Origin of the sequence: Subtercola sp. Z020, from assembly GCF_002931235.1 — a bacterium.
In the GTDB taxonomy this organism is placed as follows: domain Bacteria; phylum Actinomycetota; class Actinomycetes; order Actinomycetales; family Microbacteriaceae; genus Subtercola.
Window position 1 is genome coordinate 19,350 of the sequence record NZ_PSTT01000079.1, and the last position, 23,254, is coordinate 42,603.

Annotated in this window: 21 protein-coding genes; 11 read left to right on the plus strand and 10 right to left on the minus strand. The window is 68.8% G+C overall.

Annotation, left to right across the window (positions count from 1 at the left end; all coding sequences use genetic code 11):
* Positions 1-28 precede the first annotated feature (28 nt).
* Together C5B96_RS10665 and tadA are read right to left on the minus strand one after the other, a co-directional pair.
* On the minus strand, positions 29-1,549 hold the full coding sequence (locus tag C5B96_RS10665; protein ID WP_104245342.1) for a hypothetical protein: 1,521 nt from the start codon (positions 1,547-1,549) through the stop codon (positions 29-31).
* A gap of 233 nt (positions 1,550-1,782) precedes the next feature.
* Positions 1,783-2,253, minus strand: coding sequence for a tRNA adenosine(34) deaminase TadA (tadA, locus tag C5B96_RS10670; RefSeq protein ID WP_255414731.1), 471 nt, complete (start codon positions 2,251-2,253; stop codon positions 1,783-1,785).
* 143 nt (positions 2,254-2,396) lie between these two features.
* Between tadA and upp the strand changes: the two genes are divergently transcribed.
* The 4 genes from upp (at position 2,397) to C5B96_RS10690 (ending at position 6,247) form a co-directional block, all read left to right on the plus strand.
* A complete protein-coding gene (upp, locus tag C5B96_RS10675) occupies positions 2,397-3,029 on the plus strand; it encodes a uracil phosphoribosyltransferase (protein WP_104245343.1) in 633 nt (210 codons plus the stop codon).
* Positions 3,030-3,382: 353 nt separating this feature from the next.
* Complete coding sequence (locus C5B96_RS10680) at positions 3,383-4,099, plus strand: winged helix-turn-helix domain-containing protein (RefSeq protein ID WP_104245344.1); 717 nt, start codon at positions 3,383-3,385, stop codon at positions 4,097-4,099.
* Between the two features lie 253 nt (positions 4,100-4,352).
* Positions 4,353-4,844 carry a MarR family winged helix-turn-helix transcriptional regulator gene (locus C5B96_RS10685; protein ID WP_104245345.1) on the plus strand — a complete coding sequence of 164 codons (492 nt, stop codon included), beginning with the start codon at positions 4,353-4,355 and terminating at the stop codon, positions 4,842-4,844.
* Complete coding sequence (locus C5B96_RS10690) at positions 4,844-6,247, plus strand: deoxyribodipyrimidine photo-lyase (protein WP_104245346.1); 1,404 nt, start codon at positions 4,844-4,846, stop codon at positions 6,245-6,247. The genes C5B96_RS10685 and C5B96_RS10690 overlap by 1 nt, the downstream gene beginning before the upstream one ends.
* A 48-nt stretch (positions 6,248-6,295) precedes the next feature.
* Here the strand turns inward: C5B96_RS10690 and C5B96_RS10695 are convergent, their stop codons facing one another.
* Positions 6,296-7,393 (minus strand): hypothetical protein, encoded by a 1,098-nt coding sequence (locus C5B96_RS10695; RefSeq protein WP_104245347.1) that lies wholly within the window; start codon positions 7,391-7,393, stop codon positions 6,296-6,298.
* Between the two features lie 92 nt (positions 7,394-7,485).
* Between C5B96_RS10695 and C5B96_RS10700 the strand changes: the two genes are divergently transcribed.
* Together C5B96_RS10700 and C5B96_RS10705 are read left to right on the plus strand one after the other, a co-directional pair.
* Positions 7,486-8,079, plus strand: a complete 594-nt coding sequence (locus C5B96_RS10700; protein ID WP_104245348.1) for a molybdopterin-dependent oxidoreductase — start codon at positions 7,486-7,488, stop codon at positions 8,077-8,079.
* Between the two features lie 172 nt (positions 8,080-8,251).
* A complete protein-coding gene (locus tag C5B96_RS10705; RefSeq protein WP_233189136.1) occupies positions 8,252-8,917 on the plus strand; it encodes an oxidoreductase in 666 nt (221 codons plus the stop codon).
* Between the two features lie 57 nt (positions 8,918-8,974).
* On the opposite strand, the gene C5B96_RS10710 is transcribed toward C5B96_RS10705, so the two are convergent.
* The 4 genes from C5B96_RS10710 to C5B96_RS10725 all read right to left on the minus strand — a co-directional run bounded on the left by C5B96_RS10710 (position 8,975) and on the right by C5B96_RS10725 (position 13,495).
* Positions 8,975-9,733, minus strand: coding sequence for a dienelactone hydrolase family protein (locus tag C5B96_RS10710; protein WP_104245350.1), 759 nt, complete (start codon positions 9,731-9,733; stop codon positions 8,975-8,977).
* A 241-nt stretch (positions 9,734-9,974) separates the two neighbouring features.
* Positions 9,975-10,949, minus strand: a complete 975-nt coding sequence (locus tag C5B96_RS10715) for a TIGR03557 family F420-dependent LLM class oxidoreductase (protein ID WP_104245351.1) — start codon at positions 10,947-10,949, stop codon at positions 9,975-9,977.
* Between the two features lie 256 nt (positions 10,950-11,205).
* Complete coding sequence (locus C5B96_RS10720) at positions 11,206-11,796, minus strand: MOSC domain-containing protein (RefSeq protein WP_104245352.1); 591 nt, start codon at positions 11,794-11,796, stop codon at positions 11,206-11,208.
* A 55-nt stretch (positions 11,797-11,851) separates the two neighbouring features.
* A complete protein-coding gene (locus tag C5B96_RS10725) occupies positions 11,852-13,495 on the minus strand; it encodes a PD40 domain-containing protein (protein ID WP_104245353.1) in 1,644 nt (547 codons plus the stop codon).
* Between the two features lie 174 nt (positions 13,496-13,669).
* Here C5B96_RS10725 and C5B96_RS10730 point away from each other — a divergent pair, with 174 nt between their 5' ends.
* Entirely contained in the window at positions 13,670-14,455 is a 786-nt protein-coding gene (locus C5B96_RS10730; protein ID WP_233189137.1) for an endonuclease/exonuclease/phosphatase family protein, read from the plus strand.
* Positions 14,456-14,537: 82 nt separating this feature from the next.
* On the opposite strand, the gene C5B96_RS10735 is transcribed toward C5B96_RS10730, so the two are convergent.
* The 3 genes from C5B96_RS10735 to C5B96_RS10745 are packed head-to-tail and all read right to left on the minus strand — an operon-like array spanning position 14,538 to position 17,801.
* Positions 14,538-16,208, minus strand: a complete 1,671-nt coding sequence (locus C5B96_RS10735; RefSeq protein WP_104245354.1) for an FAD-binding oxidoreductase — start codon at positions 16,206-16,208, stop codon at positions 14,538-14,540.
* On the minus strand, positions 16,205-16,978 hold the full coding sequence (locus C5B96_RS10740) for a 1-acyl-sn-glycerol-3-phosphate acyltransferase (RefSeq protein ID WP_233189138.1): 774 nt from the start codon (positions 16,976-16,978) through the stop codon (positions 16,205-16,207). The genes C5B96_RS10735 and C5B96_RS10740 overlap by 4 nt, the downstream gene beginning before the upstream one ends.
* Positions 16,979-17,030: 52 nt before the next feature.
* On the minus strand, positions 17,031-17,801 hold the full coding sequence (locus tag C5B96_RS10745) for an SDR family oxidoreductase (protein ID WP_104245355.1): 771 nt from the start codon (positions 17,799-17,801) through the stop codon (positions 17,031-17,033).
* 60 nt (positions 17,802-17,861) lie between these two features.
* On the opposite strand from C5B96_RS10745, the gene C5B96_RS10750 reads away from it, so the two are divergent.
* From C5B96_RS10750 to C5B96_RS10765, 4 genes are read left to right on the plus strand one after another with little or no spacing between them, the layout of a single operon-like run.
* Positions 17,862-18,701, plus strand: a complete 840-nt coding sequence (locus tag C5B96_RS10750; protein ID WP_146078155.1) for a hypothetical protein — start codon at positions 17,862-17,864, stop codon at positions 18,699-18,701.
* Complete coding sequence (locus tag C5B96_RS10755; RefSeq protein WP_233189139.1) at positions 18,698-21,010, plus strand: HAD-IB family hydrolase; 2,313 nt, start codon at positions 18,698-18,700, stop codon at positions 21,008-21,010. Before C5B96_RS10750 ends, C5B96_RS10755 begins: the two co-directional genes overlap by 4 nt.
* Positions 21,003-22,559, plus strand: coding sequence for a lactate racemase domain-containing protein (locus C5B96_RS10760; protein WP_104245357.1), 1,557 nt, complete (start codon positions 21,003-21,005; stop codon positions 22,557-22,559). The genes C5B96_RS10755 and C5B96_RS10760 overlap by 8 nt, the downstream gene beginning before the upstream one ends.
* Positions 22,559-23,251 (plus strand): lysophospholipid acyltransferase family protein, encoded by a 693-nt coding sequence (locus C5B96_RS10765; protein ID WP_104245358.1) that lies wholly within the window; start codon positions 22,559-22,561, stop codon positions 23,249-23,251. The genes C5B96_RS10760 and C5B96_RS10765 overlap by 1 nt, the downstream gene beginning before the upstream one ends.
* Positions 23,252-23,254: the final 3 nt, after the last annotated feature.

The following is a 23,254-nucleotide window of genomic DNA, read 5'->3' on the forward strand; positions in this document are numbered from 1 at the left end:
GCGGGATGCCCGGTGAGCCGTCACGCGCTCACCCCCCGCCGGTCGCGGGCAGCAGTTCGACAGGTTCGCCGAACGGGAAGATTACGAGAACACCTTCGTCGGTACCCACGACACTGGCGCCCGCAAGCGGAGCGTTGAGGCCGAGAAAGTACGCCGCGATTTCTTTTCTGATCCGCTCGTCGCCGCTCGCGTCGGTGCCGTCGACACTGCTGATGAGAATCTGCCGGCGGGGTTCGCCCGTTTCGGCGTCGAGGGCGGGAAAGTCGGCGACGGCGACATCGGTCGAGGCCAGCAGTTGGCCGAGGGAGAGGATCGAGCGCACATCGACGTCGCCAGCCCGCAGTTCGGCCGCGGCCCCGACGGTGAGCGAGAGGGCCGGGTTCCGACTGAGCTCCGCGCCGGCGGATGCCCGTGCCGCGGACTGGCCGGCCGACGCCGACTCGGCGGCGGCTGCCGGGTCGACCGATGCGGAGGGAACGGGCGTCAGCACCGGCGCGGCTGCTGCGGCCGCCGGTGCCGTTCCGGCCGATGCGCCCGCTGAGGGATCAGCGGCTGTCGTCGGCTGCGCCCCCGCACCAGGCGCTGCACCCGCCGCCGCAGCCGGATCGGCGGAACCGCCCGGCGCGCCGAGCGGCGCCCCGGGCAACAGGCTGCGGTACCCGGGAGCGAGCGCGGGGGCCGCGAAGATGAAGACGCCGACGGTGGCGACCAGCAGCACGCCGGCTGCGATCTCCTGCCAGAGGGCCGTGAAGTCGGAGTCGAACGCGCTCTGCACCGCCTCCTGCACCACCCCGGCAACCAGCAGCACGGCGAGCGGCAGCCAGACCACGACAGAGGAGGAGGGCAGATCGGCACCCGGCCGGAGGGCCAGCAGAATGAAAACGAGCGACACCGCGCCGAACGGTCGAAGCTGCTTCAGTGCGAGCGCGGCCGCCGAGCAGCCCGTTCCGAGGATGAGCAGGGCCGGATCGAGATTCCACCAGCGGGCGAGTGCGGGTTCCGACGAACCGTTCCCGGCCGACACCAGGGGGAACACCACTGCCAGAACGAGCACGACTCCGATGGCGGCGAGGGCGATCATCCGGAGCCGCCTGTTGACGGGGCGCCGGAGCGCCACGATCGCCCCCGCGAGAAGAAGGGGAACGGCCAGGTTCTGCAGGGCGGGTGTCGTGTGAACGACGAGGGAGATCGGGGAGAAGAGAAAGAGGAGCAGCATCGCTGCCGCGATCGGCCGCGAGAATCGCAGGCGGCGCGCGAGCATCCAGAGCAGCACCGCCGACAGCGACGCGAAGAAGATCGCAGACGGTGCGCCCGTGAACACCGATGCGTCGTTCACCCCGACCCGTGCCTGCACGATGACCACTTCGACGCCGATACTGACGACGAGCAGCGGCACGAACCAGCAGATCGACGCGAGGTGACGGCGCGCCCAGCGACCGGCCGGCGTACCCGCTGCGCCCGCGGGCGGCGTGTCGATGACGGGGCGGCGGGGCGCGACGGTGCTCGGAGGGCCGCCGGAGGAGCCCTCGACAAGAGTCGACGAGTCCATACAAACTCACTGTCTGTGGCCGGCTTCGGTTTCCGGCCACGGGGAACCACAGCGCAGGAACGCCGTGATGCTGCTAGGAACCCCCATTCTGCGACTCAGCCACGAAAAAAGCTCGTTATCGGCAAGAAAACATTCATGGGTTCCGAAAGCGCGACTAATCCATTACCCTCGGTGCCCGGCCACGCGGCTCCCGACCGACGCGGAGGGCCGAGCTCCGCGTTCGGGCGGCGGCGTCAGGCGCGAAAGAAGTCGGTGAGAAGCGCGCCGCACGCGTCGGCATCGACGCCGGCGAACACCTCGACGCGGTGGTTCAGCCGGCGGTCGCGCAGGGCGTCGTAGACCGACCCGGCCGCGCCCGCCTTCTCATCCCATGCGCCGAACACGACGCGCTGCACGCGGGCCGCGAGAATTGCGCCCGCACACATCAGGCACGGCTCGAGCGTGACGACGAGCGTGGTGCCGGGCAACTGCCAGTCGCCCAGGGCCGACGCCGCCTGCCGCAGGGCGACGATCTCCGCGTGCGCTGTGGGGTCGCTGTGCAGCTCGCGCTCGTTGTGTCCGCGGCCGATGATGCGGCCGGCGGCATCGAGCACGATCGCACCGACCGGTACGTCGCCCCCGTCACGCGCCAGGCGTGCCTCGGCGAGGGCCTGCTGCATCCACTCGCCGTGCTGGGGGGAGGCGGGCAGAACGGGGCCGGGCACTGCACTCCTCGGGTCGGGGCTGGTCTGGGTCGGGGCTGGGCTGGGCTGGGTCGGGGCTGGGGCTGGTCGGGCTGGTCGCCAGCGCCGCACCGGCGACGACACCGCGCAGGCGCCGCGAACCGGCGCACCTGTAGATTGAGCCTATGCGAGTACACGTTGCCGACCACCCGCTCATCACGCACAAACTCACCGTGCTGCGCGACAAGACGACGCCGTCGGCGACCTTCCGCGCCCTGACCGAAGAACTCGTCACGCTGCTCGCCTACGAAGCGACCCGCGGTGTTCGGGTGAACGAGGTCACGATCGAGACGCCCGTCACGACCACCACCGGTGTGGCCCTCAGCGAGCCCCGCCCGCTCGTCGTGCCCATCCTGCGCGCCGGTCTCGGCATGCTCGAAGGCATGGTCAAGCTCGTACCGACGGCCGAAGTCGGCTTTCTCGGCATGGTTCGCAACGAAGACACGCTTGAGCCGAGCACCTACGCAGAGCGCCTGCCCGACGATCTCTCCGATCGCCAGTGCTTCGTTCTCGACCCGATGCTCGCCACGGGTGGGTCGCTCGGGGCGGCCATCGACTTCCTCTTCGACCGGGGAGCCATCGACGTGACGGCGATCTGCCTGCTCGCGGCGCCCGAGGGCGTTGCGGCACTCGAAGAGCGCACCTCCGGCCGCGAGGTCACCCTGGTGCTGGGTGCTCTGGATGAACGGCTGAACGAGAACGGCTACATCGTGCCCGGGCTGGGCGATGCGGGCGATCGCCTGTACGGCCTGGTCTAGCCCTCGTTCTCCTCCCTTTCCGTGCGTTTTCGCGCAAAAGAATTGACACGCGCGCGGATAATCGGCTTTACTCGTAACCATGTATGACAGTGCGCTCACCCCAACCTCCTTCGAGGCTCTGAGGAACGCCGGCATGATGATGCCCGGCCGTGCGTGCATGTGTTGTCGAATGTGTGCCTGACGCGAACTCCTTTTCGCTGAGGCAAGGCCCGACCCTCTTCTCCAGGGTGGCCTGACTCCCGGATCCGCTTTGAGCGATCCGTTCCCGGCTCACGCCGCATTCATCTCCCGCACCGTCGACCAGGCCGACCGGCCTTCCGGTGCTCAGCATCATCATCTGAAGGATCTCCATCGTGTCCATCGCACACCTGACCGCTCCCCGCTCGACCTCGTACACCGCTGCGCCCGCCGCCGCCACCGCTTCCGCCCCCCACATCCGCGCGGTGCCCACCGGCACGGAGGCCCGCGGGTTCGTCGTCTACGTCGGCATCGATGAGGAGAAGGCCGAAGCCGACGGCACCTCGCTCGGCTCGATCGTCTCCCAGATCAAGGCCCTCGTCGCCCAGCTCGCGCCGAGCTCCGAGACGTACGCCGCCGTTGCGCTGGCCCCGCGGGGCTCCGGCGGACGCGACGTCGATGTCGTGCGGCTCGCCCTGCAGGATCCCGCCGCCCTCGCCCAGCACCGCCAGGGCACAGATGCCGATGTGGACGCCGCCGACCGCGCCCGCGACGGCGTCGTGATCGACCTCTCCCGCAAGCGCTTGCTGCTCGACAACGAATCGGCCAACCTGACCTACAAGGAATTCGAGCTGCTGCAGTACCTGGTGCTCCGCGAGGGTCGCACCATCGAGCGGGCCGAGCTCATCTCGTCGCTCTGGGGCGCCGGTCACGACGACCTCGACGACATCCCCAACGAACGCACGATCGACGTGCACGTGCGGCGCCTCCGCGCCAAGCTCGGCGACTACGAAGACATCGTGCGCACCGTGCGCGGCGTCGGCTACCGCTTCGACCGCCACGCCGACGTCTCCGTGCGCCAGACGAGCACCCCCTCCCCCGACCTGATTTAGGCGCTGGGTGAACACTCGGGAAACTCCCCGAAATATAACGGTTGGGTAACTAGCGCTCCGTTACGCAACCGTTATATAGTTCAAGAGCGTTAGTTGTTTGCTGTGGCAGCGAAGCGCGGAATGTGATTGCAGGACACTCTTGGTGCAAGGGAAAGAGCCGGTCGTTAGCCTCTACGACCGGCTCTTGTCCGTTTAACGGCCCTCCGGCGATCGCGTGCGACGAACTAACCTGTACTCACACGAGAGGACAGGTATGACGAACGCGGATCGGGCCACAAAGGTCTCCCCCATCGCTGCGTGGGAGTCGCTGTTCCGCGCCCAGGTGGCCGTCATGCGCACGCTCTCCGACGACTTTCCCTCACAGGTGGTCACCCTCGCCGAGTACGACGTTCTCTACACCCTCTCGATCCAGCCCGAGCGCCGCATGCGCATCCGCGACCTGAACACCCGCACCCTGCTCACCCAGCCGAGCGTCTCGCGCATGGTCGACCGGCTCGTCGGCCGGGGGCTCGTCGCCAAGTCGGTCGACCCCTCCGACGGCCGCGGCACCATCGTGCACCTTACCGACGAGGGTTTCCGCCTCTACCACGAGGCCGCGAGGGCGCACGGGCGGTCGATCACCGGCCAGATGACGAAGGCGCTGAACGACGACGAACTCGCCCAACTGAAGGATCTCTGCGAGAAGCTCCGCATCGGTGTCAGTGGTGGCAGCGATGATTGCATCGTGGAAACTCCGAACGCCTGATGGCCTCCCCCAGCATCGTCTGGTTCCGCGACGACCTGAGAGTGGCCGATCATCCGGCCCTCCATGCCGCCGCCGAACGCGGCGAACCGATCGTCTGCGTCTACATCCTCGACGAGCAGACCGACTACTCCGACACTGCCGTCTTCAGCGAAGACACCCCGGGTGTGCGGCCCTACGGCGGCGCCGCGAAGTGGTGGCTGCACCACTCGCTGACAGCGCTCGCCGGGGAACTGGATGCCCGGGGTCTCACCCTCACCTTCCGTTCCGGCCCGGCGGCTGACGTGATCGCCGACCTTCAGCGCGAGACCGACGCCGGCGCCGTGTACTGGAACAGGCGCTACGGCCTCACCGAACGCGAGCTCGATGCCTCCATCAAGGCGCGCCTGAAAGACGACGGCGTCGAGGCCCGCAGCTTCCAGGCCAACCTGCTGTTCGAACCGTGGACCCTGCAGACCGGCCAGGGCCAGCCCTACAAGGTGTTCACCCCGTTCTGGCGGGCGTGCCTCGGGGCGCCGACCCCGCGGCATCCACTGCCCGCCCCCTCGGCCGGGCACGTCGACGGCCTGGCCGGCACCGGTGCGCCGTCGAGCGAGAACCTCGCCGACTGGCACTTTCTGCCGACGCGACCCGACTGGGCGGGCGGCCTCCGCGACACCTGGACCCCGGGCGAGAAGGCAGCGCACGCCGAACTCGGCGGCTTCGAGAAGGAGGGGCTCGGCGACTACCAGCGCGAGCGCGACTTTCCGGCTCAGGATGCGACCTCCCGCATGTCCCCGAGGCTCCGTCACGGCGAGATGAGCCCGTTCCAGGTCTGGCACGGGGTGCGCGACGCGTCGTCGAAGGAGGGCGCAGCATCCTTCCTCCGCGAGCTCGGCTGGCGGGAGTTCGCCTACCATCTGCTCTACCACTGGCCGAAGCTCGGCACCGAGAACATGCGACCGGCCTTCAACGCGTTCCCCTGGAACGACCCCGACCCCGAGGTGCTGGGGCGGTGGCAGCAGGGGCAGACGGGCATCCCGATCGTCGACGCCGGCATGCGCGAGCTCTGGCAGACGGGCGTGATGCACAACCGCATCCGCATGGTCACGGCGTCGTTCCTTGTGAAGAACCTGCTGCTCGACTGGCGCCTCGGCGAGGCCTGGTTCTGGGACACGCTGGTCGACGCCGATCCCGCGAGCAACACGATGAACTGGCAGTGGGTCGCCGGGTCGGGGGTGGATGCTGCGCCGTACTTCCGCGTCTTCAACCCCGAGTTGCAGGCGAAGAAGTTCGACCCGAACGGCGAGTACATCCGGCAGTACGTGCCCGAGGTGGGAACGCCCGACTACGTCGAACCGATCGTCGACCTGGGCGAGTCGCGCAAGCGCGCGCTGGCCGCCTACGACGAGATCAAGGGGCAGTAGAAGCGCTCGTGGCAGGGGCGGCGCCTTCGAGGCGCCCGCCCCGCGCGCTCACGGCGCCGGCGCCGGAATCGTGCTGTCGAGGCTGCGGTTCAGCTCCTCGGCCTGCGAGTCGAGCGCCTGCAGCTGATCGCGCAGGCTGTCGTAGTCGGCGATGTGCTTCTGGATCTGGTCGTACCGGGCCGCCAGTTCGCTCTGCCGGGCCTCGAGCGCAGCGCGCTCCCTGTCGAACGCACTCTGGGTGCCGAAGTCGCCGGCGTCTGCACGAGCGTTGAAGTCGTCGACATCGGCACCGAGAGCGTCACTGCCGGCAGAATACGACGCACTCTCCGCGTCGATCGCGTCACCCGCCGCGGTCACCTGGGCCGCGAGCGACGTCTCCTGCTCGTGGATCTGATCGAAGACCGCCTCGAACGAGGTGTTCAACGCGACCACCTTCGACCGGTCGCCGAAGTACTTCGCGTAGTGCGCCTCGAGCTCCGGGCTGAGGCTCGCGACCTCGGTTCCGAAGATGGAGTGCAGCTCGTTGTCGCGCTCGCCCGGCTCCGTCGTCGCGTAGCTCAACATGCGCGCCGCGAGGTCGGGGTCGTCTTTGACCGTCTCGTACTGCGCCTCGAGCGCACGGTCGAGATCGCTCCGGTCGGAGTCGCTGAGGCGCGCATACACCGCATGCAACATCTCGTGCGCGGCGGTCACGCCCCTGATGCCGCTCAGCCGGGCATCCGACACATTGAAGACATGGATGCTCGAACCGGTGTAACAGCCGAGCAGCACGAAATCGTCGGTCGACGAGCCGCAGACGCTCTGGAAGTCGGCCGCGCTCTCGACCGTCGGGGAGCTGGCGTAGAAGTAGAAGCGCCCCTCGTCGTTCATTCCGGAATCGTCGGCCATCTGGGTGATCGCCGGGCTCGGAACGTAGTGCCAGACCGCGACTTGGTCTTCGATGCGCTGGTGCAGAAAACCCCACGCCACAGCCCCGGTCGGCACGCCCACCAGCACCACGATGAGCACAACCAGCCCGACGCGCCTCAGGATGGTGGATGCCCGACTGCGCGGTCGCGGCCCGCCGCCGCCTGCACCCGCGCCCGCACCCGCGCCCTCGGCGCCTTCGAACTCCCCTTCGAGGGAGCTGAAGTCGAAGAGCGTCATGGGTTGTTCCTCCCGGAGTAGTAGGGCACGGGCATCCCGTTCGCTAGATTAAGTGTAGGTTGCACGGTCGAACCTTGCGAAAGGAAAGAAGAATGGGCATTTTCTCTCCCGGCTTCGTCGGGCGGCGGCGTGACGCCAACCCCCTGCTGCCTCCCGGCCAGTACGAGGTGACGAACTTCCCGGTACTCTCCGCCGGCCCCACGCCGTCGATCGCGAAGGAGGACTGGGCGTTCTCGATCCAGGCCGCCGACGGGTCGAAGAAGGCGTGGAACTGGGAGACGCTCATGCAGAACCCGGTCGACGAGTTCACCGTCGACCTGCACTGCGTGACGCGCTGGTCGCAGTTCGGCATGGGCTGGCGGGGCGTCTCGCTCGACCACCTGCTCGAGGGCGTCGACACCTCGACCCAGTTCGCGATGGCGTCGTGCTACGGCGGATACACGACGAACGTGCGCACCTCAGACCTCGTCGGAGGGCAGGCCTGGATCGCGTTCCAGTTCGACGGAAAAGACCTGGCCCCCGAGCACGGCGGGCCCGCGCGACTGCTGATTCCGCACCTCTACCTCTGGAAGAGCGCGAAGTGGGTCAACAAGATCACGCTGATGGACCACCACCAGCTCGGCTTCTGGGAGCAGTACGGCTACCACGACATCGGCGACCCGTGGAAGGAAGAACGCTATTCCTGAGTGGCAGGCGGCCCGTCTCGTCGCTGCGCACGACGAGACGGCGACCGCCCGCACGCTCGTCTTCGATGTTCCCGGCTGGCCGGGGCACCTGGCGGGGCAGCACGTCGACATCCGCGTCACGGCGCCCGACGGGTACAGTGCGTCGCGCGAGTACTCGATCGCGTCGGGTGAGGTGGCGGCGGCCGCTCCACTGCCGGGGGCTCCGGATGCCGCGGGTTCTGCGCCGGGCTCCGTGTCGGGTTCTGCGCCGGGCTCCGTGTCGGGTGACAGCTCTCCGCTCACGGGGGCCCCGCCCGGCGCCAACGTGGAGTTCTCGATCGAGGAGCTCGCCGACGGCGAAGTGTCGCCGTACCTCGTGCGTGGGCTCGAGATCGGCGACCACCTCGAGATCCGCGGGCCGGTCGGCGGATATTTCGTCTGGAAGGCTACTCAGCCGGAACCCGTGCAACTGATCGCGGGCGGGTCGGGTGTCGTGCCGTTGATGTCGATGCTGCGCACGCACGCTGCCGCCGGGCATCCGACGCCCATGAAGCTGCTGTACTCGGTGCGCGGCCCGCAGTTCGCGTTCTACACCGACGAGCTGCGGCGCATCGCCGACACGTCGATGGGCGCGGCGAGCGTCGACTACGCGTTCACGCGCTCGGCTCCCGAGGGATCCGACCGGTCGGTGGGGCGGCTCATGCGTGAGGAGCTCGAGATGCTGGCGCTGCCGGTGTCGTCATCGCCGACCATCTATCTCTGCGGGCCGAACAGCTTCGTGGAGGGCATCTCGCAGTGGCTGCTCGAGCTCGGGCACCCGGCGTCGCGCATCCTGACCGAGCGGTTCGGCGGGGCGTAGCGTCGGGGCTGGGCCGCGGTTCGCCGCGCATCGTGCCGCTTGCCGCCGTGCGTCGGGTCAGTCGGCCAGGTGCAGGGCGAAGAAGGCGTCGATGCGCTTCCACGCGTCGGCCGCCGCCTCGGGTTCGGGCCCTGCGCCGAGGATCGCCTTCATCAGCGGGCGCATCGCTCTCGGGCCGGTCGGCGCATCGTTCAGAAAGGAGTGGCCGGCGGTCGGGTACTCCTTCGTGTCGTGCGGGATGCCCTTGGCCTCGAGCGCGTCGCCGAGCTTCGCGGCGGATCCGCGCAACCACCGGTCACGGCCGCCGTAGCTGCCGACGATCGGGCAGGCGCCCTCGAACACCGTCGCCATGTCGTCGGGGAGTCGGCCATAGTTTGCCGACACCGCATCGAATCCGCGGTCTGCCGCTGCGACGAGCGCGAACCCGCCGCCCATGCAGAAGCCGAGCAGCCCGACGCGGCCCGTGCAGTCGTCGCGGCCGATGAGGTACTGCCGGGCCGCCTCGACGTCGACCCAGATGCGGCCGTGCCCGCTCGCGATCGCGGCGAAGGTGGAGCGCAGACATTTGCGCGGTCCGCCGTCGACGAACAGGTCGGGCATCAGCACGAGGAACCCGGCCGCCGCCATGCGCTCGACCTGCCGCCGCATCACGTCGGTGAGCCCGAACGCCTCGTGCACCATCACGACGGCCGGCCACGGACCCGCGCCCGCCGGCACCGCCAGCACTCCGTTCAGCCCCGGGCTCATCCCCGCCACCGCCGGCCGGCTGAGGTCGACGTCGCTGACGGTGGGCTCAACTGCACGGCGCGCGCTCATCCGCCGACTCTACCCCCGCCGCCCCGCAGCGCCGTGCCGCGCTGCGCCCCCCTCGCGCGCCGTACCTTCGCACCCTGCTCCCCGCGGCGCACCCGGGCGCAACCGAGGATGAGAGCGGCGATGGGCCCTAGGGGCACGCATCGGCGGCCACATCCTCGGTTACGGCCGGCCGGCCGACGTAGGGGCGAGTCGCACGGGCGGGAAGATCGATCGGAGCGGGGCGGGCGGGCGGGGGCGGGGGCTAGAGGGCGCGGAGCTTGTCGAGGAGGGGGGCCGCGACGGTGTCGAGGAACTCCTGCTGGCGCTGGTCGCCGACCTGAACGAGCGCGACGTCGCTGTAGCCCGCCTCGAGAAACGGCTTCACGCTCTCGGCGAGCTCGTCGAGGTCGGGGCCGCAGGCGATGCTCCCGGCGACATCCTCGGGGCGAACGAATTGGCTCGCGCCCGCGAACCCGGCCGGCGTGGGCAGGTCGGCGTTCACCGACCATCCACCGGCGAACCAGCGGAACTGGTCGTGCGCGAGGGCGATCGCCTCCTCCTTGTCGGGCCCCCAGCAGATCGGAACCTGCCCGATCGACCGCGAGGCCGGCTGGTCGCCGCCGCGGGCCTCGTTCCACCCCGTGATGAGGTCGGCCTCGGGCTCGGTCGAGATCAGGTGGTCACCGAGGGGCGCAAAACGCGCGATCGACTTCTCGCCCGACACGGCCAGCCCGATCGGCACGCCGCCGTCGGGCAGATCCCAGATGCGCGCGGAGTCGACGCGGAAGCACTCGCCCTCCCAGGTCACCAGCTCGCCGGTGTGGAGCTCCCGGATGATCTGTACCGCTTCTTCGAGCATGTTCTGCCGGGCATCCACCATCGGCCAGCCCTCCCCGACAACGTGCTCGTTCAGGTTCTCCCCCGCGCCCAGCCCGAGAATGAAGCGGCCGTCGGCGAGCAGCTGGAGGGTCGCGGCCTTCTGCGCCACGACGGCCGGGTGGTAGCGCACCGTCGGGCAGGTGACGTAGGTGGCGAGTTCGACGCGCGAGGTCGCCTGGGCGACGGCGCCGAGCATGGTCCAGGCGTAGGAGGCATGGCCCTGCGAGGTGAGCCACGGCGAGTAGTGGTCGCTCGAGACTTCGAAGTCGAAGCCGACATTCTCGGCGTCGACGGCGTACTTCACCAGTTCTTTCGGGCCGCTCTGCTCGGTCATCAGCGTGTATCCCCAGCGGGTCATGGCTCCTCCAACGTGTCGTTCGTGGGTTCGGTTCGTCGTTCTCGCACCCACGTTTCGCCACGCCGCGAGCCGTGTCAAGCCGCCCGTGCGCGCGCCATCCCGCGCAGTAGAATCCGGGTCTCGTGCCGCTCTTTCGCGAGACCGTCGCGTGCGGGCGAGACGGTCTGCTGCAACGATCGGTCTCGCCCGCAACTGACCGTCTCGCGACCATCGCCGGTGGCTCGCCGGGGTGGGTGGGTGCGCGGCCGGGCCGACTTCAGAAGAGAACGGCGCCGTTCGATTCGAGGGCGATGGATGATCGGAGCACCGCCGCACCGACAGCCAGGGTTCCGCTCGACAGCGGCTCGCACCGCACCCCGCCGCGGCCGCGCAGTGCCTGATGCGCCCCGGGCGCCAGCATCACGTCCATCCAGGCACACGGATTCGCCGGCCGGTGCCCCTGGAACTCCACCGCGCCCTGACCGGTGTCGAGGCTGAACCGCGCCTTCTTCAGCAGGTCGATGTCGACTCCGCGCAGCAGGATGTTGCGTCTCGTGGCGTACGGATCGAGCGGTGTGGCCAGCCCGAGCGCCCGCTCCACGTGCTCGACGGATTCGACGGCCATCACGGTCACGGACGCACTGCGATGTGCAGCGTGCCCGAAGTGCCGGTCGCCCCGGATCCCGAGATGCGCCCGCACCTCCACACTCCGCCGCGCCTCCTCGGGTGCGCCGCTCGGCAGCGCCCGCGGCCCGTCGCCCGGCCGCCCCTCGTACCGGTGGAGCGGCGAGGCGAGCAGGTGCACCACCTGCACCTCGTAGCGGTACGGCAACACTGCGTCGCCGCCCGCCCCCGCCGTCTCGCTCACCTCTTCAGCCTAAGCCGAGGGACCCGAGCGGCGGCCCTGCGAACGTCGAGGCGGTCTACTCGACCGGATCCACGGCGTCTACGTCTGTGGCTCCGGCCGCCCGCTTCCGTCGTCGAGCGGCACGCGCGCCGACGAGGATCGAACCACCGACCAACGCCAGCACCAAGGCAGCGATGCCCGCCACGATGATCGGCGCCTGGCTCATCCCCGTCGAAGCCAGCCTCCCACTGCCGCCCGTGCCACCCTGCCCGCTGGCCACGCCCGTACCCGGCCCGGTCGGCGGAGCGGGCGTCGCCGAAGTGGTCGTATTCGAAGGGGTCGACGTGGGCTCCGCGGTCGCCGTGGCGGATGGTGTCGGCGCGACAGCGCTGTACGCCCGGAGGTAGGTCTGCGACCGATCACTGCTCCCGGGAACTGCCGACAGCCCGGGCGCGACGGAGGTGAACGCGACGTAGCCCCCATCGCCCGACAGCGCGACCTCGAGAGATCTCAGGGAACCACCGGCGGTGGCGTCTCCTGATTGGACACTCATGGCGCGCGTCGTGCTGGTGCCGACCTGATGCACGTACACCTGCGTCACTCCGAACGTGGAGATGTCGGTGAGGTCGGTGGCCATCGACAAGAACGCCACTCTGCTTCCGTCTGCGGAGATCGATGGATCGACCGATGTATCGTCTGCGCCGCTGGTGCCGTCGCGTGCGACGCTCTGCAACACGTTCTTCATCGTGGCTCGATCGAAGAGGAACACCTGTCCGTTCCCGCCCGTTGCGGCAGCGCTGAGGTTCGTCGCTCCGGATTCGTAGGCGACCCGGGAGCCGTCGAAGGAGAGCGATGGCCGACCTGATCCGCCGTCTCCGGCTAGAGATGCATCCGCCTGATCGATGCTGATCAGACTCGTCGTGTCAGTGGCGAGAACCCGCACATAGACCTGGCTGAGGCCGCCGCTGGGAACGGCCATGAGATCGGTCGCCTGAGAGGCGAACGCGACCGATCTCCCGTCACCCGAGATCGACGGGTCGACCGCCTGATCATTCGGCAGGCCGTTGGTCGTCGCGTTCCGCGCGCTGACCAACCGGGTCATCGGACTCGCTGTGGTCTTCGAGACGTAGACCTGCGTCGTCGTGGGCAGGAGCCCCGTCACGAGGTCGTCGGCGAAGGACTGGTAGGCGACGAGCGAACCGTCGGCGGAGATCGACGAGTTCCAGGAGCGCCTGTCACCGGCGCTCAGCAGACCGGGCGTCATGCTGAGGAGGCGTGTCGACGAGGTGACGGTGTCCACGACATACACCTGGCTCACCCCGACGCCGAGAGGGACAGGCAGGGCAAGGTTGCGCGACGTCGAGGTGAAGGAGATGTACCTCCCATCTGCCGAGATGGCGGGCTCACTCGAGTCGCTATCTCCCGAATCGTTTCCACTCATCGCCAGGCTGACGAGGCTCGTCACCCCGGTCACCATGTCGCGCTTGTAGATCTGGAAGTGCCCGTGCGGGTCGATCGAGGTGAGGTTCGTCGACGGCGAGCTGAAGGCGACGAATCTGCCATCAGCTGAAACGACAGTATTGAGCGCTCCGGCTCCGGCGAAAGACGGAGGTGTCGACAGGTCCACGCTCGTCATCACGGTTTCGCCGGCGGCGGGCAGCGCCGCCTCAGCCGTCGCCGCGAGGACCGTTCCGCCGAGACCGAGCACCGCCAGGGCCACGGTGGCGGTGAGAAGTCGGGATCGATGTGTGGGGGGCGCAGAGACATGCAGGTGAGCATAGCTCATTAAATAGCCAGGCCACCGGACCAAACGGCAGGCCGCGCGGGTACGAATAGAGGGCCAGTGCAGGCGCGAGCCCGCACGAGCCCTTCAGCGAAGCTGGTTAGAATACTGGTGACAGACAGGGGTGCGACAGTTGGGCGGTTCGTTCTGAAGATCATGAGCTACAACCTGCGGAGGCACGCGGCGGTCGCCGAGTTGCAGGAGCTGGTTGAGCGGTACCCCGTCGACGCGCTGTGCCTGCAGGAGGGCGATGGCACTCGAATGCCCGCCCAGGTGGGCGAGCTGCAGCTTGCTGCCGCCACCTACAAGAGCGAGCTCGGCCTGGCCATCTACTACCACCCCGACCGCTTCACGGCGCTCGACTCGCACGCGTTCACGCTGCGCAAGGCCATGCACGACCGCGTGCTGCTGCCCGGCATCGAACGCCTGCTGACCTCGCGGCTGGTCGACCTGCAGTCCGGGCAGGATGTGCAGCTCGCCTCGTTCCACGCCTCGCCGCTCTCGGCGACGAACCTGCTGCGCCGCCAGCAGATCGCCCAGGCGCACGTGCACCTCACCGAGCTGACGGGCGACATCCCGACGGTCATGACCGGCGACTTCAACTACCCGCTGCTGCGGGGCCGTCTCATCAAGCAGGTCGAGAAGGCCGGCTACTCGCTCTCGCTCAGCGACGGCCCGACCTACTACTACTCGAAGTCGGTGGCGTACCACTTCGACTTCGCGACCTCGAAGGGGATGGATGTGCAGCTCGTCGAGACCCTCCCGAAGGGCCTCAGCGACCACCGCCCCATTCTGATCACCGCCGAGATTCTGAAGCGCCAGAACCTGCAGCAGCCGGAGGGCTCGCAGGATGCGGATCTCGACCCGCAGGATCCGGTCTACGGCGGCGTCGAGTAGCGGGAAGCGACCAGAAGCTCAACCGACCGACGAACCACGAGAGCATCGCACAAAAAAAGGGGCCCGATCGGGCCCCTTTTTTTCAGTCGCGTGCGAGGATTTTGCCCGGGTTCAGGTTCTTGCCCGGGTCGACCGCCGTGAACATCCCCTGCACCAGGTCTGCACCCGCGACGGAGATGTCCTGCTCCGTCCACTGCGAGTGCTCCACCCCGACGCTGTGGTGGTGCGAGAGGGTTCCGCCCGAGTCGATGAACGCCTGCTGGATGGCCGACTTCACGATGTCGTACTGCGCGATCGGGTCGACCCCGTCGTGCGTGAACGCGAACGTGAAGTAGAGGCACGCGCCCGAGTGCATCGAGTGCGAGAGGTGGCACATGATCCAGCCGCTCTCGCCGAGCGATGCGTAGGCCTTGTTGGCTGCCGCGAAGACGTTGTCGTAGAGCGGCTTGAGGCGTGACCACGGCGCGGAGGTCTCCGACACGTCGGCCGCTGCGCCCCGGTCGAGCAGGAAGTCGCGGAGGTACGGAGTGTCGAACTTCTTCTGGTCGTAGAGCACGCCCGGGCCCTTGCCGAGGGTGATCGCTCCATGCTTCTTCAGGATGCTGCCGACCAGGCTCTTCTGGTGCGCGACATTCGCTGCCGTGCCCTCGTAGCCGATGAACGACAGGCACACCTCGTCGAGGTTCCAGCCGCGCTTCTGCAGGAAGGCGAACAACGCCTTCTGCACCTGGCCGCTGATGCCGTGCGAGGCCTTCGACGTCGAGAACGAGAAGGCCGTCTCACGGGCGTCGGAGACGCGGGTGATCGACGGCGCAGCGTCACTCTTCTCGATGTCGTGCATCGCGGCGAGCCCCGAGTCCCAGTCGCGGAACAGGTAGCCGATGATCTCGCGCTTCTCGGGCAGGCGGTGCACCTGCACGGTGGCCTCGGTAATGACGCCCAGCCGGCCCTCGCTGCCGAGGATGGCCTCCCGCACGCTCGGCCCGGTGGCCGACGAGGGAATCGGGCGCACGACGAGCAGCTTGCCCGGCTGAACGACCCGCAGCCCCTTGGTGATCTCGGCGATGTCGCCGAACTTGTCGCTCTGCATGCCCGAGGAGCGCGTCGCGATCCAGCCGCCGAGCGTGGAGTGGGTGAAGCTGTCGGGCTGGTGCCCCATGGTCCAGCCGCGGGCCTGCAGCTGCTCCTCCATGTCGGGCCCGAGCACACCCGCCTGGATCACGGCGAGACCGGAGTACTCGTCGATCTCGAGCACCCGCGACATCCGCCCCATGTCGAGGGAGATGACGGTGCGGGTCTCGGTCGGGCGCGGCTCGAGCGAGCCCACGATGTTGCTGCCGCCACCGAACGGGATGATCACGGCATCCGACGCCACGGCCAGGTCGACGATGCGCTGCACGGCGCTCTCATCGGCCGGGTAGACGACCACATCGGGCACGCGGGGGAACTCGCTGGCGCGAACGCGGATCAGGTCCCGGATGCTCTTGCCGTACGTGTGCACGACGCGCTCTTCATCGTCGACCGTCGAGTACTCCGGGCCGACGATCGTCGTCAGAGCCTCGAGCAGGTCGGCGGGCGCCTGGGAGCCGGGGATGTCGAGCTCGGAGAAGTCGACCGGCGGAACCGGCTCACGCCACACATCGATTCCGACGGCATTCACGACGAAAGGCGCGAACCCGGGCTTGTCTTCGTGGTGGAATCCCACACCCTCGACGCCCCAGCCCCACCATTTCATGTGCTTGACGTCGGTCATGCGGCTCCTTCTCGAGGCTGTTCATCGGAGGCGTCGGGCGTCGAAGCGCCGGCGGCGGAGCCGATGGTGGGGTGGTTGTGGACGTTGGCGCCGGTGTCGGCGAGGTAGAGGGCGAGCTCAGAGGCGTGCATCTCGCGCACGACCCGCTCGATGCGAGCGTTGAACTCGGGCACGCTCTCGCCGTCGGCGGCGATGAGCGGCTCGCCGAACCGCACGCGCACCGGCGGCCGGCCGGGCACGGGCCAGTTGCGGCCGCGCGGCATGGCCTGCGTCGCGCCGACGAGGGCCATCGGGATGCACGGGATGCCGGCCTTCATGCAGAGCGCAGCCGCGCCGCCCTTGAACGGGGCGATGGTGCCGTCTTTCGACCGGGTGCCCTCGGGGAAGACGAGCAGCGGAACGCCGGCCTTCAGCAGCTTTCCGGTGAAGCCGGTGGACTTGGCGTTCGCGCTGCGGTCGACGGGGAACGCGTTGAAGAAGAGGGCCGTGAGACCCTTTCGCCACCACACGTCGAAGAAGTAGTCGGCCGCGGCGGCCGCGGCGAGGTAGCGGGAGAGGCGGGAGGGCATCGACCCGAGGATCAGCGGCGCATCCAGATGGCTGGAATGGTTGGCCACCACGATGTAGGGGCCCTTCACGTCTTTGAGAAGGGAGCGGCCGGTGATCTCGACCCGCACCATCGACCAGATCACGGGCTTCAGCATGAGGCGCTGGGCGACGAACCGCGCGCCGGCCTGGGCCCTCGATGTGTACCTGTTGCCGAATTCCACCTGCCCAGCGTACTCACTCTGCCTGAGTAACCGAAACGCGCCAGACGATACGCTAATCGTTGCGGCTGGAGGAGATCCTGCCGGAGGCCCAGCGGATGCCGCTGCGCGGCGCGTGCTTGATCACGAACATCAGGAACTTGAACCGGCGTGAAGGGACGGACATGACCTTTCCCTTCGCAACGTCTGCCAGGCAGGCCGCGACGAGCTCGTCGACATCGACCCAGAGAAAGCCGGGGATGGACGACTCGCGGATGCCCGCCCGCGAGTGGAACTCCGTCTTCACCCAGCCGGGGCAGAGGGTCGTGACCTGCACGCCCGAGCCCGCGAGCTCGACGGCGAGGCCCTGGCTGTACGAGGCGACCCACGCCTTGACGGCGGAGTAGCTGCCCATTGTGATGAACCCGGCCACGCTCGAGACGTTGACGATCGTTCCGCTGCCCCGCGCCCGCATCGTGCGGCCGGCAGCGGCACCGAGCATCAGCACGGCGCGCACCATCACGTCGAGCGCCTTCTCATGGGGTGTGGTGTCGGCGGCGAGCAGGGAGGTGTGCACACCGAAGCCGGCGTTGTTCACCAGCGTGTCGATCGGCGCCGAGGTGTCTTCGAGGCGCGCCGCGACCCGCAGCACGTCGTCGCGGTCGGAGAGGTCGGCCGAGATCGTCTCGACCGCGATGCCGTATTCTTTCCGCAGCGATTCTGCCGTCTCGCCGAGTCGCGTCGCGTCGCGCGCGACGATGACGAGATCGTCGCCCCGGTTCGCCAGTGCGCGGGCGAACGCAGCACCGATTCCCGAGGTGCCGCCTGTGACCATTGCCGTAACCATGGCAATCACGATACGTGATGGCGACGAACCACTGTCGCACGGCCAAAAGATTTCTCACCTTTGCAGCACACCCGAAAGGCCACAGTGACCGACGACTTCGACATCCGCGCGTACACCCGCACCGCAGCCGGCAGCCACGAGGCGAGCCTGCCGCTCGCGGCCTTCGCCGAGCATCCACTCGCCCCAGAGACGCTGCGCGCACTCGGCTACCTGCGCGACCTCGAGGACTTCACCATGCACCACATGCGCGACGTTCTGGTGACCCCGAGCCACAAGGATGCCCGGCTGACGGCCTTTCTGGCGACCTGGGCCTTCGAGAAGTACTGGATCGCCGACGCCTTCGACCGCATCATCGCGGCGCACCCCGACTTCACCCCCGTGGCCAACCGCGCCCGTTCGGGAGTGGTGCGGTTCGCGCGGGAGGCCGTCGACCGGGTCTCGCCCATCGTCACGGCCGTGCGGGCCAACCTCATCGGCGAGGACATCATCGCCGGGCATGTGACCCGCGGCTACATCGACGAGCTGGTCAGCCGCGTGTCGTATTCTCGGGTGCTGGAGAACGACCCGAACGAGGCCCTCGGCGAGGTGCTGACGGGCTTCCAGGTGCTCCGCGACCGGCACCTGCAGTTCTTCGAAGGCGAAACCGTTCGAAGACTGGAAGAATCGGTCTCGGCTCGCAGGCTCACCCGGTCGTCGCTTCGACGTTCGTGGGTACCGACGGGCACACACGAACAACCGATCCAGGAGACCCGATTCATGATGAAGTACCTGTTCAGTGATGCCCGCGGGCGCGCTGGAGTCTCCGGGATCGATGGCACCGTCGACCGACTGCCGGGCCTCGGCGGCCTCGGCCTGCTCGCCAGGGCGGCCAGGCGGTACGGCGTGAAGGCGACCGCGTGAGCACGTTCTCGCCCCTCGAGGGCCAGCACATCATGCTCACCGGGGCGACCGGATTCGTCGGGCAGGCCATTCTCGAGAAGCTGCTGGCCGACTACCCGACGACCCGGATGACGCTGCTGATCAGGCCGAAGGGTTCGCTCACCGGCGAGGCCCGGCTGAAGAGCCTGCTGCGGAAGCCCGTCTTCTCGAAGTGGCGGGAGCGGGTGGGCCAAGACGAGGTCGACCGCGCGATGGCCGAGCGCATCACGGTGATCGAGTCGAGCATGGGATCGGTCGCGGGCCTCCCCGCCGACCTCGACGTGCTGATCCACAGCGCGTCGACCGTGTCGTTCGACCCGCCGATCGACGAGGCGTTCAAGACGAACGTCGGCGGCGCCGTCGGGCTGTACGAAGCGCTGCTCGCCACCGGCAGCGACCCGCACGTCGTGCACGTGTCGACGGCCTACGTCGGCGGCATCAACAAGGGCACCGCCGTCGAGGCGAGCCTGAAGCACTCCATCCAGTGGCGCGACGAGATGGCCGCCGCGCTGGCCGCCCGCACCACGGTGGAGGCATCGTCGCGGAGACCGGAGGTGCTGCGCAAGCTCATCGCCGACGCGAAGATCGACAACGGCAAGGTCGGGCCGCACGCTGTCGCGCTGGCCGCCGAGGCCGGCCGCGTCGAATGGGTCACGAAGCGCCTCGTCGACTACGGTCGCACCCGTGCGCAGAGCGTCGGCTGGGCCGACGTCTACGCCTTCACGAAGTCGATGAGCGAGCGTGTCGCCGAAGAGCTCTGGGCCGGCAACGGGCACCGCCTCTCGGTCGTGCGCCCCGCGATCATCGAGAGCGCGCTGCGGCACCCGTTCCCGGGCTGGATCGACGGCTTCAAGGTGGCCGATCCGCTGATCATCGCGTACGGCCGTGGCCTCGTTCCCGAGTTCCCCGGCCTGCCCGACAGCATCCTCGACATCATCCCCGTCGACATCGTGGTGAACGCGACGCTCGCGGTGGCGGCGAACCCGCCGGCGGTCGACGACCCGAAGTACTACCACCTCTCCTCCGGTGGGCGGAATCCGCTCACGTTCCGGGAGATCTACGAGAACGTGCTGAAGTACTTTCGCGCGAACCCGATCCCCGACGACCAGCGCGGGCACATCCGCACCCCCTACTGGGACTTCCCCGGCGCCCGCGCCATCGCCCGCAGCCTCCGCACCGGCGAGCGCGCGAACCGGCTGCTGCAGCGCACGCTGCTGCGGCTGCCCTCCACGAAGACCACCCGCACCTTCATGCGACAGGCCTCTGCGCGGCAGACCGACCTCGACCTGCTGCGCGCCTACAGCGACCTCTACCAGAACTACACGCAGGCCGAGATCATCTACGACGACTCGCGCACGGCGGCCCTGAACGAGACCCTGCCGGCCGGAGCGCACGAGACGTTCGGCTTCGATGCGACGGAGATCGACTGGGACCACTACCTGCAGGAGGTGCACTTCCCGGCGGTCACCACGCTCATGCGCACCTTCAGCTCGCGGCCCCGCGCGAAGGCGCAGGTCGAGAAGCCGCTGCCGCACAATCCGGAGGCCGCCGCCTTCTTCGACCTCGAAGGCACGGTACTCGCGTCGAACATCATCGAGCAGTACCTCTGGGTGCGCCTCGCGAGCCTCGACAGGTCGAAGTGGCCGCAGGAGCTCGCGAACCTCTTCGGTTCGCTCCCCCGCTACATCGCGGCCGACCGGCGCGACCGCGGCGAGTTCATCCGCACCTTCTACCGCCGGTACGAAGGCGTCGACGAACAGGCGCTGAAGGGCCTCATCCACGACACCGTCGGCGACGTGCTGTTGCAGCGCATCCGCCCCGAGGCCGTGCGCCAGATCCGCAAGCACCGCGAAGCGGGGCACCGCACCATCCTGGTCACGGGCGCGATCGACGTGCTCGTCGAGCCCTTCGTGACGCTCTTCGACGAGGTCGTGTCGAGCCACATGCACTCCAAAGACGGCATCTGGACGGGCCATCTCTCGAAGCCGCCGCTGGTCGACGAGGCGCGGGCGGCCTGGCTCCGGCTCTACGGCGCACGCGAGGGCATCGACCTCGCGAAGTCGTACGCCTACGGCGACAGCATCGCCGACCGCTCCTGGCTCGAGCTCGTGGGCAACCCGCAGGCCGTAAACCCCGACGCCGCTCTCTTTCAGCACGCCACCCAGAAGCACTGGCGCATCCACCAGTGGAGCGACCACAACCACAGCCGCATCGACACGATCAGCGAACTGCTGCGCGGCGACATCGTGACCGATTCCACCCCGAGCCCGAAAGACATCACTCATGAGTAGACCCGGCTTCGTTCTGAGCGTCGATGCGCAGACCCCGCCCCTCGTCGTGTTCCAGGGCGAGAAGGTGCTGCTCGAGCGGCTCCCGATCGACGCGAGCGTGCTCTACCCACCCGAGGCACTGCCGGGCATCCATTCGCTCGATGCAGCCATCGACGACGCACTCGACACCCCCGTCGACAGCGACCCTCTCAGCGCACTGCTGAAGCGCGGGTCGCGGGTCACGATCGTGTTCGAAGACCTCACGCAGCCCGTCACCAGTCGTACGGCTCCGGATGTTCGGCAGCGCGTCATCGAGCACGTACTCGAACGCGCGGCAGCGGCCGGGGTCGACGACGTCGAGCTCATCGCCGCCACCGGACTGCGCCGGCGACTCACCGCACAGGATCTGCAGCGCGTGCTCGGCGAGCGCATCTACGCCTCGTTCGGCCCCGACCACGTCAGGAGCCACGACGCCGAGTCGGACTCCCTCGTCACGGTCGGCGAGTTGCCAGACACGACCCCGATCGAGGTGAACGGGCGGGTCGCGTCGAGCGACCTCGTGATCTCTGTGCGGCTCGCGACGGCCGTCGGCAACGAGGGGGCGGCAGCGGTCGCGACGAAGCTGATCGGCGCGAAGACGGCCCGGGCCCGTGGGGCGTTCGCGAACCGGGGCGCCGGCGCAGCCGCCGACACGAACGGCGCCGACGCCTTCGACGGCCTGGTCGACACCATCGGCGACAAGGCGCAGGTCTTCACCATCGACGTGACCCTCACGCCCGAACCCACCGGCCCCGCCTCGGCGTTCCTCAGCAAGCGCGAGCGGGAGTGGAGCCTCACCGACCGCGCCCTCTCCGCCGGGCTGCAGGCCGCCACGCGCATCCTGCCGTCGCGCGCCCGCGTGGGCCTCGCCCAGGTCTCGGGCGTCGGCTACGGCGTCACCTCTGTGGTCGCCGGCAAGCCGAGCTCCGTGCATCCGCTCACCGAGAGTTTTCTCACCCAGCAGCAGGTCGGCCAGTTCGACAGCCCGGCCGATGTGGCCCTGTTCGGCATCCCGAACCCCGGTTCGATCGGATCGAGCCTCAACCCGGTCACGGCCGCGGCGCTCGGTCTCGGCCAGATCTTCAACGGGTCGACCGCGGAACCTGTCGTTCGGGCGGGCGGAACCGCGATCTTCTACCACCCGCTCACACCGTGGTTCCACCCGCTGCACGACCCCGCGTACATCGACTTCTTCGCCGAGGTGCTCACGAAGACCACAGACCCGGCCGTGATCTCGGCGGAGTACGAGGAGAAGTTCGCGGCCGACCCCTGGTACCGCCACGTGTACCAGACGAGCTTCGCGAACCACGCGCTGCACCCCTTCCACGCCTGGTACTCGGCGGCTCCCGCCATCGACCATCTCGGCGAGGTCATCTTCGTGGGCGGCGACCACGAAGCGACCAGGCGGCTCGGCTTCAAGTCGGCGACCACCCTCGCCGACGCTCTCGAGATGGCCTCGGACTCGGTCGGGCTCACCCCGTCGATCACCTACGTACACGGTGCGCCGGTGAGCGTCCCAGAGGTCAGCTGATGTCCCGCCTCGCGGTGCGCCTCTCTGTCACGGCCCAGTCGTACGGTCTCGAGCACGTCGCCGAGACGAAGGGCCCGTACATCTTCGTCTCGAACCACCCCAGCGAGCTCGACGAGGCACTGGTGCGGGATGCCCTGCGGCACCTGAGCCCGCGACTGGTGACGGTCGCGGTGGAGCCCCGCCGCGGCATCCGGGGCCTCGTCGACCAGGCGCTGAGCCTGCGCTCGGCGTCGCGACTGGCGGTGCTGCTCGCGAGTGGAACCAGTGTGCTGCTCTTCGCCGAGAAGACCCGCACCGACGACGGATCGCTCGCGCAGCTCGATCTCGGGGCCGCTCTGCTCGGCATCCGCACCGGCGCGCCCCTCGTGCCGGTCTCGATCGTCGGGAGCTACCGCGCGCTGCCACCGTGGCGAACGACCGTCGAACCCGGCAGGCCCCGCGTTCAGGTGCTGTTCGGCCGACCAATCCGCGCGGGGGTCGGCGACGAACCCTCCGCAGTGACCGACGAGCTCGCCGCGGCGATCTCCACCGGGCTGGCCGAGGAGTCTCGCGGCTGGTACGGCGCGAGGCGGTCGCAGGCCGACGGAGCGCATGCTCCCGAAACCGCTGCCGGAGGCGAGGCCGGCTGGCGGAAGATCTGGAAGGCGACAGCAACGCCGACCAGCCCCAGCAGGCGCAGGGTGTGGCAGTGAACG

Bases quoted from the DNA above. Each gene is read 5' to 3' on its own strand.
- C5B96_RS10665 (WP_104245342.1), bottom strand. From the start codon at position 1,549: ATGGACTCGTCGACTCTTGTCGAGGGCTCCTCCGGCGGCCCTCCGAGC.
- upp (WP_104245343.1), top strand. From the start codon at position 2,397: ATGCGAGTACACGTTGCCGACCACCCGCTCATCACGCACAAACTCACC.
- C5B96_RS10685 (WP_104245345.1), top strand. From the start codon at position 4,353: ATGACGAACGCGGATCGGGCCACAAAGGTCTCCCCCATCGCTGCGTGG.
- C5B96_RS10690 (WP_104245346.1), top strand. From the start codon at position 4,844: ATGGCCTCCCCCAGCATCGTCTGGTTCCGCGACGACCTGAGAGTGGCC.
- C5B96_RS10695 (WP_104245347.1), bottom strand. From the start codon at position 7,393: ATGACGCTCTTCGACTTCAGCTCCCTCGAAGGGGAGTTCGAAGGCGCC.
- C5B96_RS10700 (WP_104245348.1), top strand. From the start codon at position 7,486: ATGGGCATTTTCTCTCCCGGCTTCGTCGGGCGGCGGCGTGACGCCAAC.
- C5B96_RS10710 (WP_104245350.1), bottom strand. From the start codon at position 9,733: ATGAGCGCGCGCCGTGCAGTTGAGCCCACCGTCAGCGACGTCGACCTC.
- C5B96_RS10715 (WP_104245351.1), bottom strand. From the start codon at position 10,949: ATGACCCGCTGGGGATACACGCTGATGACCGAGCAGAGCGGCCCGAAA.
- C5B96_RS10735 (WP_104245354.1), bottom strand. From the start codon at position 16,208: ATGACCGACGTCAAGCACATGAAATGGTGGGGCTGGGGCGTCGAGGGT.
- C5B96_RS10745 (WP_104245355.1), bottom strand. From the start codon at position 17,801: ATGGTTACGGCAATGGTCACAGGCGGCACCTCGGGAATCGGTGCTGCG.
- C5B96_RS10760 (WP_104245357.1), top strand. From the start codon at position 21,003: ATGAGTAGACCCGGCTTCGTTCTGAGCGTCGATGCGCAGACCCCGCCC.
- C5B96_RS10765 (WP_104245358.1), top strand. From the start codon at position 22,559: ATGTCCCGCCTCGCGGTGCGCCTCTCTGTCACGGCCCAGTCGTACGGT.